At 70.8% G+C, this 12,402-nt stretch carries 9 protein-coding genes; all 9 read left to right on the top strand.

Features of this window, described 5'->3' with window-relative positions:
- The coding region (locus OO68_RS44625; RefSeq protein WP_033312651.1) for an integrase core domain-containing protein at positions 1 to 99 on the top strand (99 nt) is incomplete at its 5' end.
- A gap of 104 nt (positions 100 to 203) precedes the next feature.
- Positions 204 to 1,319: an ArgS-related anticodon-binding protein NrtL gene (gene nrtL, locus OO68_RS33650; RefSeq protein ID WP_033313005.1), complete on the top strand. Its 1,116-nt coding sequence runs from the start codon at positions 204 to 206 to the stop codon at positions 1,317 to 1,319.
- A gap of 16 nt (positions 1,320 to 1,335) precedes the next feature.
- Positions 1,336 to 2,727, top strand: coding sequence for a diaminopimelate decarboxylase (gene lysA, locus OO68_RS33645; RefSeq protein ID WP_033313004.1), 1,392 nt, complete (start codon positions 1,336 to 1,338; stop codon positions 2,725 to 2,727).
- A 154-nt stretch (positions 2,728 to 2,881) separates the two neighbouring features.
- A complete protein-coding gene (locus OO68_RS45760) occupies positions 2,882 to 4,174 on the top strand; it encodes a homoserine dehydrogenase (protein ID WP_033313003.1) in 1,293 nt (430 codons plus the stop codon).
- A 6-nt stretch (positions 4,175 to 4,180) separates the two neighbouring features.
- Entirely contained in the window at positions 4,181 to 5,239 is a 1,059-nt protein-coding gene (gene thrC, locus OO68_RS45755; protein WP_033313002.1) for a threonine synthase, read from the top strand.
- Positions 5,240 to 5,600: 361 nt separating this feature from the next.
- Positions 5,601 to 6,530 carry a homoserine kinase gene (gene thrB / locus OO68_RS33630; protein ID WP_033313001.1) on the top strand — a complete coding sequence of 310 codons (930 nt, stop codon included), beginning with the start codon at positions 5,601 to 5,603 and terminating at the stop codon, positions 6,528 to 6,530.
- 402 nt (positions 6,531 to 6,932) lie between these two features.
- Positions 6,933 to 9,035: a transcription termination factor Rho gene (gene rho, locus OO68_RS33625; RefSeq protein WP_033313000.1), complete on the top strand. Its 2,103-nt coding sequence runs from the start codon at positions 6,933 to 6,935 to the stop codon at positions 9,033 to 9,035.
- 138 nt (positions 9,036 to 9,173) lie between these two features.
- Positions 9,174 to 10,961 (top strand): trypsin-like serine protease, encoded by a 1,788-nt coding sequence (locus OO68_RS33620; RefSeq protein WP_033312999.1) that lies wholly within the window; start codon positions 9,174 to 9,176, stop codon positions 10,959 to 10,961.
- Positions 10,962 to 11,168: 207 nt separating this feature from the next.
- Entirely contained in the window at positions 11,169 to 12,305 is a 1,137-nt protein-coding gene (locus OO68_RS33615) for an LCP family protein (RefSeq protein ID WP_033312998.1), read from the top strand.
- Positions 12,306 to 12,402 lie beyond the last annotated feature (97 nt).

The following is a 12,402-nucleotide window of genomic DNA, read 5'->3' as shown; positions in this document are numbered from 1 at the left end:
GACTGGCTGGACTGGTACAACTACCACCGACCCCACACCGGAATCGGCGGCCAAACGCCAGCCAGCCGCGTCACCAACCTGCCCGAACAGCACACCTAGACACGAAGCACACCCTCAGCCCTGGAACCGGCACCGCGTCCACATCCCGGACCGTACGGAAACCGGCTCGCATACCCACCCCCTTCCTCCCATACGCTTGTCCCGTGACCCCCGCCGAGCTCTCCCACACCGTGCTGCACGCCGTGCGCCGCGCTGTCGACGAGGGTGAGCTCAGCGTGACCGTGCCGGAGCGGGCCGTGGTCGCTCCGCCGGGGCCCGGGGGCTGCGGCGACTACGCCACCAACGTCGCCCTCCAGCTGGCCCGCGCGGCAGGGCGGCCGCCGCGTGACGTGGCCGAGATCCTGCGGGCACGGCTCCTCGGCGAGCAGCGGTTCACCGACGTCGTCGTCACCGGGCCCGGCTTCCTCAACCTCAGCCTGCGCGGCACCGCCTCCGCCGACCTCGTCGAGGAGATCCTGCGGCGCGGGCGGCGGTACGGGCACGCGGCGACCGAGTCCAGCGGGACCGCCGTCCGGCTCCGATGCCCGGCCGAGGTGCGTGCCGTCGTCGTCGCGGACACGCTGGCCCGCGTGCTGCGCAGCCAGGGCGACTTCGTCCGTGTCGAGTGCGAGGGCCGGCCCGCCCCGGAGTGGGAGTCCGTCCTCGGGGCGGACGTCACCACCCGCGGGCCGCGCGTCGCCGACCGGGACGTCACCACCCGGGAGCGGCGCGTCGCCGACCGGGACGTCACCACCCGGGGGCCGCGTACCGCCGACCAGGACGTCACCGTCCGCCCCGTACCCGCCCCCGGCGACCCGCTGCCCCTCGGCCGGGACGCCGGCCGCTGGGCGCTGCTGCACCCCGCCGCCCACGACCGGCCCAAGATTCCCGGCGACCACCTCGTCCAGCGGGAGAGTAACCCCCTCTTCCGCGTCCGGTACGCCCACGCCCGCACCCGGGCGCTCCTGCACAACGCCGCCGACCTCGGCTTCCACCCCGAGCCCGGTCCCGTGAGCGAAGCGGAAGCGCTGGTCGCCGCACTCGGCGACCACCCCCGCGTCCTCGCCGCCACCGCCACGCACCACACCCCCGACCGCCTGGCCCGGCACCTCGTCACCGTCGCCGATGCCGCGATGCCCCTGCTCCCCGCCGTGCTGCCCCTCGGTGAGGAGAAACCCTCGGCCGCCCACCGTGCCCGGCTCGCGCTCGCCGAAGCCGCCGGGACGGTGCTGGCCGGCGGCCTGTCCCTGCTCGGCATCGACGCTCCCGACCATCTCTGAGAGACACGAACAGATCATGAGCCGTTCCGCACACCCCGCCGGGCCCCGTCACGCCGATGTCCTCCCCGAGGGCCACTACTCCGCCCCGCCCGCCGACCTCAACGCGCTGGACCCCAAGGTGTGGGCCCAGACCGTCACGCGTGACGAGGACGGGGTCGTGACCGTCGGAGGCATCCCCGTCACCCGGCTCGCCGAGGAGTACGGCACCCCCGCCTACGTCCTGGACGAGGCCGACTTCCGGGCCCGCGCGCGGGCCTGGCGCACCGCCTTCGGGGCCGATGCCGACGTGTTCTACGCCGGCAAGGCGTTCCTGTCCCGCGCCGTCGTGCGCTGGCTCCGCGAGGAGGGGCTGAACGTCGACGTCTGCTCCGGCGGCGAGCTGGCCACCGCCCTGTCCGCCGGCATGCCCGCCGACCGCATCGCCTTCCACGGCAACAACAAGTCGGTCGACGAGATCACCCGGGCCGTCGAGGCCGGGGTCGGGCACATCGTCCTCGACTCCTTCCAGGAGATCGTCCGCGTCGCGCACATCGCGCAGAGCCTCGGCAAGCGGCAGAAGGTCCTCATCCGCATCACCGTCGGCGTCGAGGCCCACACCCACGAGTTCATCGCCACGGCCCACGAGGACCAGAAGTTCGGCATGCCGCTGGCCGGCGGGCAGGCCGCCGAGGCCGTACGCCGGGCCCTGCAGCTCGACGGTCTGGAGCTGGTCGGCATCCACAGCCACATCGGGTCGCAGATCTTCGACATGTCCGGCTTCGAGGTCGCCGCCCACCGGGTGGTCGGGCTGCTGAAGGACATCCGCGACGAGCACGGCGTCGAGCTGCCCGAGATCGACCTCGGGGGCGGGCTCGGCATCGCGTACACGAGCGACGACGACCCGCGCGAGCCGCACGAGATCGCCAAGGCGCTCACCGAGATCGTCACCCGGGAATGCGAGGCCGCCAAGCTGCGCACGCCGCGGATCTCCGTCGAACCGGGGCGGGCCATCGTCGGGCCTACCGCCTTCACGCTCTACGAGGTCGGCACCATCAAGCCCCTCGACGGGCTGCGGACGTACGTCTCCGTCGACGGCGGCATGTCGGACAACATCCGCACCGCGCTGTACGACGCCGAGTACAGCGTCGCGCTGGTGTCGCGCACCTCCGACGCCGAGCCGATGCTCGCCCGCGTCGTCGGCAAGCACTGCGAGAGCGGGGACATCGTGGTCAAGGACGCGTTCCTGCCGTCCGACCTGGCACCCGGTGACCTCATCGCCGTACCGGCCACCGGCGCGTACTGCCGGTCCATGGCCAGCAACTACAACCACGTGCTCCGCCCGCCGGTCGTCGCCGTCGACGGCGGTCAGGCCCGGGTGATCGTCCGCCGGGAGACGGAGGAGGACCTGCTGCGTCTCGACGTCGGCTGAACCCGGCACCACAGGCCGGGGCGGCGGAAGATCTCCTGTCTGCCGCCCCCGTGAAAATGAAATAGACATCTCACGATCCGGACCGGGGGCAGAAACTCCCGTCCGGTGAGTGAGACTGGTTCCACCGTAGACGGTAAAGAGGAAACGAGGTCGGATGATGCGTACGCGTCCGCTGAAGGTGGCGCTGCTGGGCTGCGGAGTGGTCGGCTCAGAGGTGGCGCGCATCATGACGACGCACGCCGACGACCTCACGGCCCGGATCGGGGCCCCGGTGGAGCTCGCGGGCGTGGCCGTGCGGCGGCCCGACCGGGTGCGCGAGGGCATCGCCCCCGAGCTCGTCACCACCGACGCCACCGCCCTCGTGAAACGCGGCGACATCGACGTCGTGGTCGAGGTCATCGGCGGCATCGAGCCCGCGCGCAGCCTCATCACCACCGCCATCGAGCACGGCGCCTCCGTCGTCTCCGCCAACAAAGCGCTGCTCGCCCAGGACGGGGCCGCCCTGCACGCCGTCGCCGAGCAGCATGGCAAGGACCTCTACTACGAGGCCGCCGTCGCCGGTGCCATCCCGCTGATCCGGCCGCTGCGCGAGTCCCTCGCCGGCGACAAGATCAACCGGGTGATGGGCATCGTCAACGGGACCACCAACTTCATCCTCGACAAGATGGACTCGACGGGGGCCGGGTATCAGGAGGCACTCGACGAGGCCACCGCGCTCGGGTACGCGGAGGCCGATCCGACCGCCGACGTCGAGGGCTTCGACGCCGCAGCCAAGGCCGCGATCCTCGCCGGCATCGCCTTCCACACGCGCGTGCGCCTCGACGACGTCTACCGCGAGGGCATGACCGAGGTGACCGCGGCCGACTTCGCCTCCGCCAAGGAGATGGGCTGCACCATCAAGCTGCTCGCCATCTGCGAGCGGGCCGAGGACGGCGCGTTTGTCACCGCGCGCGTGCACCCCGCCATGATCCCGCTGAGCCACCCCCTGGCCTCCGTCCGCGGCGCCTACAACGCCGTGTTCGTCGAGTCCGACGCCGCCGGGCAGCTCATGTTCTACGGCCCCGGAGCGGGTGGTTCCCCGACCGCCTCCGCCGTGCTCGGCGACCTCGTCGCCGTCTGCCGCAACCGGATCGGCGGCGCGACCGGACCGGGCGAGTCCGCCTACGCCGCGCTGCCGGTGTCCCCGATGGGCGACGTCGTCACGCGGTACCACATCAGCCTCGACGTGGCTGACAAACCGGGTGTTCTCGCCCAGGTCGCGACCGTCTTCGCCGAGCACGGAGTCTCGATCGATACGGTTCGCCAGTCGGGGAAGGACGGCGAGGCCTCCCTCGTCGTCGTCACGCACCGTGCGTCCGACGCCGCCCTCACCGGGACCGTCGAGGCGTTGCGCAAGCTCGACACCGTGCGTGGTGTCGCCAGCATCATGCGGGTTGAAGGAGAGTAACCAGCAATGACCCACCAGTGGCGCGGAATCATCGAGGAGTACCGGGACCGGCTGCCCGTCTCCGACAGCACGCCGGTCGTGACCCTCCGCGAGGGCGGCACGCCCCTCGTGCCCGCGCAGGTGCTCTCCGAGCGCACGGGCTGCGAGGTCCACCTCAAGGTCGAGGGTGCGAACCCGACCGGGTCCTTCAAGGACCGCGGCATGACCATGGCCATCACCCGGGCCAAGGAGGAGGGCGCGAAGGCGGTCATCTGCGCCTCCACCGGCAACACGTCGGCCTCCGCCGCCGCCTACGCCGTGCGGGCCGGGATGGTCTGCGCCGTGCTCGTGCCGACGGGCAAGATCGCGCTCGGCAAGATGGGCCAGGCCCTCGTGCACGGCGCGAAGATCCTCCAGGTCGACGGCAACTTCGACGACTGCCTCACGCTCGCGCGCGGCCTGAGCGACAACTACCCCGTCGCCCTGGTCAATTCGGTCAACCCGGTGCGCATCGAGGGTCAGAAGACCGCCGCCTTCGAGATCGTGGACATGCTCGGCGACGCGCCCGACATCCACGTCCTGCCGGTCGGCAACGCGGGCAACATCACGGCCTATTGGAAGGGCTACACGGAGTACGCCGCCGACGGCGTGGCGACCCGGAAGCCGCGGATGTGGGGCTTCCAGGCCTCCGGCAGCGCCCCGATCGTGCGCGGCGAGGTCGTCAAGGACCCCTCGACCATCGCCACGGCCATCCGCATCGGCAACCCGGCCTCCTGGCAGTACGCGCTCGCCGCGCGGGACGAGTCGGGCGGCTTCATCGATGAGGTGACGGACCGTGAGATCCTGCGCGCCTACCGCCTGTTGGCGTCCCAGGAGGGCGTCTTCGTCGAGCCGGCGTCCGCCGCGTCCGTCGCCGGTCTGCTGAAGGCCGCCGAGCAGGGCAAGGTCGACCCGGGGCAGCGGATCGTCTGCACCGTCACCGGCAACGGGCTGAAGGACCCCGACTGGGCCGTCGCCGGTGCCCCGCAGCCGGTCACCGTGCCGGTCGACTCCGCGGCGGCGGCGGAGCGCCTGGGTCTCGCCTGACGGCGCTCGAACGGGGCTGACGTGCGCCGATGCACCGAGCGCCGGTGTTACGCCCGACACGTTCCGGCGTAAGACGGCGTCGGCCCGGGGAGATTCCCTAGTGGGGGTGCACAGGGGGCTTACGACACGCATCGTGCGCCTCCTGTGCGCCCTATGTCGCCACAGAACCTTCCTTCGATAGGCTGTACTGAACCCGCCCGCCGCGTATGCCTCCGCATGGAGCACGGTGCCGCGCCGTCTCCGCGGCCGGGACAGCCGCCGGCCAGCCCGGTCGGCAGCGGCCCCCAGGGTTCTCGTACGCCATCGAATGTCCACTGAACGTCATTCGACAATCACGCAGCTCAAGGAGAGTCATCGAGCGATGGCCGGTCCAGCGTTCCGCGCCGCCGCCGTCCGGGTGCGCGTCCCCGCCACCAGCGCCAACCTCGGCCCGGGCTTCGACGCCCTCGGCCTCGCGCTGGGCTTGTACGACGACGTGGTCGTCCGGGTGGCCGACTCCGGGCTGCACATCGACATCGCGGGTGAGGGCAGCGAGACGCTCCCGCGCGACGAGCAGCACCTTCTCGTACGGTCCCTGCGCACCGCCTTCGACCTGCTCGGCGGACAGCCGCGCGGGCTGGAGATCGTCTGCGCCAACCGCATTCCGCACGGCCGGGGCCTCGGCTCCTCCTCGGCGGCCATCTGCGCGGGCATCGTCGCCGCCCGCGCCGTGACCATAGGGGCCGACGCGAAGCTCGACGACACCGCCCTGCTCGAACTCGCCACGGAGATCGAGGGCCACCCCGACAATGTCGCGGCCTGCCTGCTGGGCGGCTTCACGCTGTCCTGGATGGAGGGCGGCGCCGCCCGCGCGATCAGGATGGAGCCCGCGGATTCCATCGTTCCGGTGGTTTTCGTGCCCGGGAAGCCGGTTCTCACGGAGACCGCGCGCGGTCTGCTGCCGCGCACCGTGCCGCACGTCGACGCGGCCACCAACGCCGGCCGCGCCGCCCTGCTCGTCGAAGCCCTGACACGCCGCCCCGAACTGCTGCTGCCCGCCACCGAGGACCGCCTGCACCAGGAATACCGCGCGCCGGCCATGCCCGAGAGCGCGGCACTGGTGGAGCGGCTGCGGGGCGACGGCATCCCCGCGGTCATCTCCGGGGCCGGACCGACGGTCATGGCGCTGGCCGACGAGGAGACCGCCGACAAGGTCGAGGCCCTGGCGGGCGCGGACTGGGCGGCGAACCGGCTCCGCCTCGATCAGCAGGGCGCGAGCGTGCTGCCGCTCGCCGCCTCCGGTGACATCTGAAACCGCGCGGTTGCCGGATTTCGAGAGGGGGAATGTTTGTTGGATCCGGTAGTGTTAATCTCAAGTCTGCACCCGACCCCACCATGGCGAGGTGCCTCGTGTCCCCGTCCGGGACAGACATTCTTCCGGGAGCCCCCCAAGCCGCACTGTGTTCCGTACGTCGGACCGTACGCCGTACGAGGACACTGAGCGGGGCGCAGGGCACGCTCCGGAACCGGTGCGACCACGCCGCGTGACACTGACACTGGGTGCCACGGCTCAAGGAAGCACCATCACCAGATTCCTCCGCCGCTTAGGCGGACCACCGCCCCGGCACGGTTCACACCACACGGACCGAAGCCGGACAGCACAACCGGTCGCCGAGCCAGACAGGCCGACGTCCGCTCCAGGGAAGGACCCTTCGTGAGCGACACCACCGATCTGATGGGCGCACGTGTCGAGGAGACCGCTGCCGCGCCCGCCACGGACGCCTCTGCGCCTGCCAGCGGTGCCGGCTCCCGGCGGCGCCGCGGTACCGGCCTTGAGGGCATGGTGCTGGCCGAGCTTCAGCAGGTCGCATCCGGCCTCGGCATCAGGGGCACCGCGCGTATGCGCAAGAGCCAGCTGATCGAGGTCATCAAGGAGGCGCAGGCGTCCGGCGGCGCCGCTCCGGCCTCCCCCACGCTCGAATCCGCTCGCGCGGGGGGACCCCCACCGGCCGACGCTCCCGCCGAGACCAAGCCGAAGCGCCGCGCCACCTCGCGGACCCGTACGGGCGACAACGCCGACAACGCCGACAAGGCGGAGAAGAAGGCGGACGCGAAGGAGGCCGCCAAGGCCCCCGCGGACAAGGCCGAGAAGGCCGTGGCCCAGCAGCAGATCGAGATCCCCGGCCAGCCCGCCGGAGGCGCCTCCCGGTCGAGCGAGAACGAGCGCGCGGGAGACGACGCGCCCGAGCGCCGCCGTCGCCGGGCCACCGCCGAGGCCGGAGCCCCCGCTTCCGCCGCGGAGACCATCGTCGCCGAGGCGAAGACCGACACCAAGGCCGAGGCGCAGTCGCAGCAGCAGTCCCAGAACAACGAGGCCAAGTCCGACGCCGGTGACGGCGAGGGCCGTCGCCGTGACCGCCGGGACCGGGACCGGGACCGCGGGCGTGACCGCGGCGACCGCCGCGGCGGCAAGGGCGACGACCAGCAGGGCGGCGGCCGCCAGGACCGCGGCCAGCAGCAGAACCAGCAGGGCGGCGGCCGCCAGGACCGTGGCCAGCAGCAGCAGGACGACGACGACTTCGACGGTGGCCGTCGTGGCCGCCGCGGGCGCTACCGCGACCGCCGGGGCCGTCGCGGCCGCGACGACATCGCCTCCGAGCCGCAGATCAACGAGGACGACGTCCTGATCCCCGTCGCGGGCATCCTGGACATCCTCGACAACTACGCGTTCATCCGCACGTCCGGCTACCTGCCCGGCCCGAACGACGTGTACGTCTCCCTCGCCCAGGTCCGCAAGAACGGCCTGCGCAAGGGCGACCACATCACCGGTGCCGTCCGTCAGCCCAAGGAAGGCGAGCGGCGCGAGAAGTTCAACGCGCTGGTGCGCCTGGACTCCGTCAACGGCATGGCGCCCGAACACGGCCGCGGCCGCCCGGAGTTCAACAAGCTCACCCCGCTGTACCCGCAGGACCGCCTCCGTCTGGAGACGGACCCGGGCGTGCTCACCACCCGCATCATCGACCTCGTGTCGCCGATCGGTAAGGGCCAGCGCGGTCTGATCGTGGCCCCGCCGAAGACCGGCAAGACCATGATCATGCAGGCGATCGCCAACGCGATCACGCACAACAACCCCGAGTGCCACCTGATGGTCGTCCTCGTCGACGAGCGTCCGGAAGAGGTCACCGACATGCAGCGGTCGGTGAAGGGCGAGGTCATCTCCTCGACCTTCGACCGCCCCGCCGAGGACCACACCACCGTCGCCGAGCTCGCCATCGAGCGCGCCAAGCGCCTGGTGGAGCTGGGCCACGACGTGGTCGTGCTGCTCGACTCGATCACCCGTCTGGGCCGCGCGTACAACCTCGCCGCCCCGGCCTCCGGCCGCATCCTGTCCGGTGGTGTCGACTCGACGGCGCTGTACCCGCCGAAGCGCTTCTTCGGTGCGGCCCGCAACATCGAGGACGGCGGCTCGCTGACCATCCTCGCCACCGCCCTGGTGGACACCGGGTCCCGCATGGACGAGGTGATCTTCGAGGAGTTCAAGGGCACCGGCAACGCCGAGCTCAAGCTCGACCGCAAGCTCGCCGACAAGCGCATCTTCCCGGCGGTGGACGTCGACGCGTCCGGCACCCGCAAGGAAGAGATCCTGCTGGCCCCCGACGAGCTCGCCATCGTCTGGAAGCTGCGCCGGGTGCTGCACGCCCTCGACCAGCAGCAGGCGGTCGAGCTGCTCCTCGACAAGATGAAGCAGACGAAGTCGAACGCCGAGTTCCTGATGCAGATCCAGAAGACCACCCCGACGCCGGGCAACGGCGACTGAGGCGGTCGGCTGAGGCAAGGACTGCACAAAGAGGGCCGCTCCCGGGACGGGGGCGGCCCTTTGTGCTGTTCGCGTGCGGGTAGGATCACGCTCTCTTCGAACTTGTGATCCCGAGGGGGGACATACGTGGGTACACCCATGCCCGGGGGCGGTCGGCACAGACGCCGCATACGCATCGCACTGCCGGTCGCCGCGGCCGGTGTCGCCGCCGCCGTGGCCGGCGCGCTGCTGACGACCTCCGCCGACGCGGCCACGCCGCTGCCGCAGCCGACGGTCAAGCCCGCCGTCAGCTCGCCGTCGCTCGCCGAGCTGGAGAAGCGCGTCGAGGGCGCCATGGCCGGTGACGACGTCGCCGGCAAGACGAGCAAGGCCTCGCTCAGCGCGGGCACCGTCACCGGCAGCATCGACCCGAAGATCATCGGTGGCAACGAGACCACCATCAGCACGGCCCCGTGGATGGCGCAGCTCCACTACTACGACGACCGGGGCACCTCCGGCACCAGTGACGACATCGGCTTCTTCTGCGGCGGTGCCGTCGTCGCGCCGACGAAGATCCTCACCGCCGCGCACTGCGTCAAGGGCTACAACTGGAACGCCAACGGCGCCGTCGTCACCGGCACCTCCCAGCTGCCCTCGGCCGACGGCACCGATCTGCACGGCGGCACCGTCACCGGCGTCTGGCGGCAGTGGAACCACCCGTCGTACAACGCGACGACCATCGACAACGACATCGCGGTGCTGACCCTGCCCGTCCCGGTCAAGGCCACCCCGATCCGCATGACGACCTCCGGCGACACCGCGTCGTACGCGGCCGGCACCAGCGCCAAGGTCTACGGCTGGGGCCGCACCAGCTCCACCAGCGACGACATCTCCGAGACGCTGAAGACGGCCACGCTGCCCATGCAGTCCGACACGACGTGCTCCGGCGCGTACGGCGCGGACTTCGTCAAGGGCCACATGGTCTGCGCGGGCAAGCCCGCCACCGGCAGCGACACCGGCACCGTCTCCGCGTGCAACGGCGACTCGGGCGGCCCCCTGGTCGTCAACAACCGGATCGTCGGCGTCGTGTCCTGGGGCGTGACCGACTGCGTAGCGAAGGGCGCCTACAGCGTCTTCGCCAAGGTCAGCTCCTACGTCGGCGCCGCCTACCCGCGCCTGGACGACACCAACATCAGCGGTGACCACAAGGCCGACCTGTGGGTGCGCAACGCATCCACCAAGACCGGCTACTCCAAGGACTCCAACGGCACGTCGTTCGCCGCCCGCGAGTCCTGGGGCAACTGGGACGGCGTGAACGTCGTCCTGCAGACGGACCTCGACCGCGACGGCTACCAGGACCTGGTCTACCGGGTCAGCTCCACCGGCGACGTCTTCTGGACGCACTACGTCATCTCCAGCGGCACCTGGTCCACCAAGCAGATCGCCGACAACTGGAAGACCCGCACCCGGATCATCACCCCCGGTGACGTCACCGGCGACTACCTGCCCGACCTGCTCTCGGTCGACTCGGCGGGCGTGATGTGGATCTACCCGGGCAAGGGCAACGGCACCTTCGCGCCCCGCGTGAAGGTCGGCTCCGGCTGGAACCAGTACAACTCCGTGCGCGGCAAGGGCGACTTCAACGGGGACGGCAAGACCGACCTGATCGCCCGCAGCAAGTCCGGCAGCGCCATCTACCTCTACAAGGGCACCGGCAAGGCCGGCTCGGGCGCCTTCTCGGCCCGGGTCAAGGTGCGCACCTGGGCCGACTACAACGCCTTCGACGCGCCCGGTGACGTCACCGGCGACGGCAAGGCCGACTTCCTCGCCCGCACCCCCGGCGGCACGCTGTACCTGTACGCGGGCACCGGCAAGGGGACAAGCGAGATCTTTGCCACAAGGAAGTCCGTGGGCACCGATTTCAAGCAGTACGACATCTTCGGCTGAAATTGCAGGTGAGCGGGTCCTGATCCGCTGTGCCGAACACGGACTGTGCCCACCGTCCTACGCGGTGGGCACAGTCCGTTGTGCAACCCTTTCCCGAGTTTCTCCGTCTGACCAGGTGGGGCGACGATAGTGCGAGGAAGGGTCTTCTCCGGCCACGCCTGGCACTGACCGCAGGGGGTAACCGACCGTAGAAGAGCTGAGGAGTACATGTCCGCCGAGAGCACACCCGAACCGGGGATACCGGGCGATACCGGTACCAGTGGAGCGCGCCACCGCGGCAAGGGCCGGCGCCGTAAGCCCCCGCGGCGCAACAAGGGCTTGATGATCATGGCCTGGACGGCCGCGGGCATCGTCGTGCTGGGCGGCGCCGGAGCCGGTTACCTGTACTTCAAGCTCAACGGCAACCTCAAGAGCGTCGACATCGACCAGGCCCTCGGCACCGACCGGCCCAAGAAGGCCGACAACGGCTCGGAGAACATCCTCGTCCTCGGCTCCGACACCCGGGCCGGCGGCAACGAGAAGCTCGGCGGCGGCACCGACGACGGCAGCGCCCGCTCGGACACGGCGATGATCGTGCACGTCTACAAGGGGCACAAGAAGGCGAGCGTGGTCTCCATCCCGCGCGACACCCTCATCGACCGTCCCTCGTGCACGGACACCAAGGGCAAGAAGTACCCCGCCGCGCGCAGCGTGATGTTCAACTCCGCGTACTCCACCGGCGGGGCCGCCTGCGCGGTGAAGACCGTCGAGTCGATCACCGACCTGCGCATGGACCACTACGTGGAGGTCGACTTCGCCGGCTTCCAGAAGCTCATCGACGACCTCGGCGGCGTCGAGATCACCACGACCAAGAGCATCGAGGACCCCGACAGCCATCTGAACCTGAAGGCCGGCACCCACACGCTCGACGGCAAGCAGGCCCTCGGCCTGGTCCGCACCAGACACGGCGTCGGTGACGGCTCGGACCTGGGCCGGATCCAGCTCCAGCAGGCCTTCATCAAGGCCCTCGTCCACCAGATCAAGGACGTCGGCGTCTTCTCGAACCCGAAGCGGCTGCTCGACCTCGCGGAGACCGCGACCAACACGGTGACGACCGACTCCGACCTCGGCTCGGTCAACAAGCTCGCGTCCTTCGCGAGCGGCCTGAAGGGCATCAGCCCGTCCAACATGCACATGGTCACGATGCCGGTGGCCTACGACCCGGCCGACCCCAACCGCGTCCTCCTCCAGAAGAAGAAGGCCGATCAGATCTGGAAAGCCCTGGAGAACGACAAGCCGATCCCGAAGAGCGCGACGGAGGGCAACGCCTCGGGCGAGGCCAAGGGTGTGGTCAGCGCCCCGTAAGGGGCGCGGGACGGTGCCGATGTGCGGCTCCGCCGCGTGGGCGCGACCAGCCACACACGGCCCGCAGGGAACAAACAACGGCAACCCCCGGTTTTGG

It is taken from the genome of Streptomyces iakyrus (genome assembly GCF_000717055.1).
GTDB classification, from domain to species: Bacteria; Actinomycetota; Actinomycetes; order Streptomycetales; family Streptomycetaceae; genus Streptomyces; species Streptomyces iakyrus.
The sequence above is the reverse complement of the archived record's forward strand: the minus strand, read 5'-3'. Positions and strand labels throughout refer to the sequence as shown.

Coding starts and splice junctions, on each gene's coding strand:
- thrB (WP_033313001.1), top strand. CDS start 5,601: ATGGCCGGTCCAGCGTTCCGCGCCGCCGCCGTCCGGGTGCGCGTCCCC.
- OO68_RS33620 (WP_033312999.1), top strand. CDS start 9,174: ATGCCCGGGGGCGGTCGGCACAGACGCCGCATACGCATCGCACTGCCG.
- thrC (WP_033313002.1), top strand. CDS start 4,181: ATGACCCACCAGTGGCGCGGAATCATCGAGGAGTACCGGGACCGGCTG.
- OO68_RS33615 (WP_033312998.1), top strand. CDS start 11,169: ATGTCCGCCGAGAGCACACCCGAACCGGGGATACCGGGCGATACCGGT.
- OO68_RS45760 (WP_033313003.1), top strand. CDS start 2,882: ATGATGCGTACGCGTCCGCTGAAGGTGGCGCTGCTGGGCTGCGGAGTG.
- lysA (WP_033313004.1), top strand. CDS start 1,336: ATGAGCCGTTCCGCACACCCCGCCGGGCCCCGTCACGCCGATGTCCTC.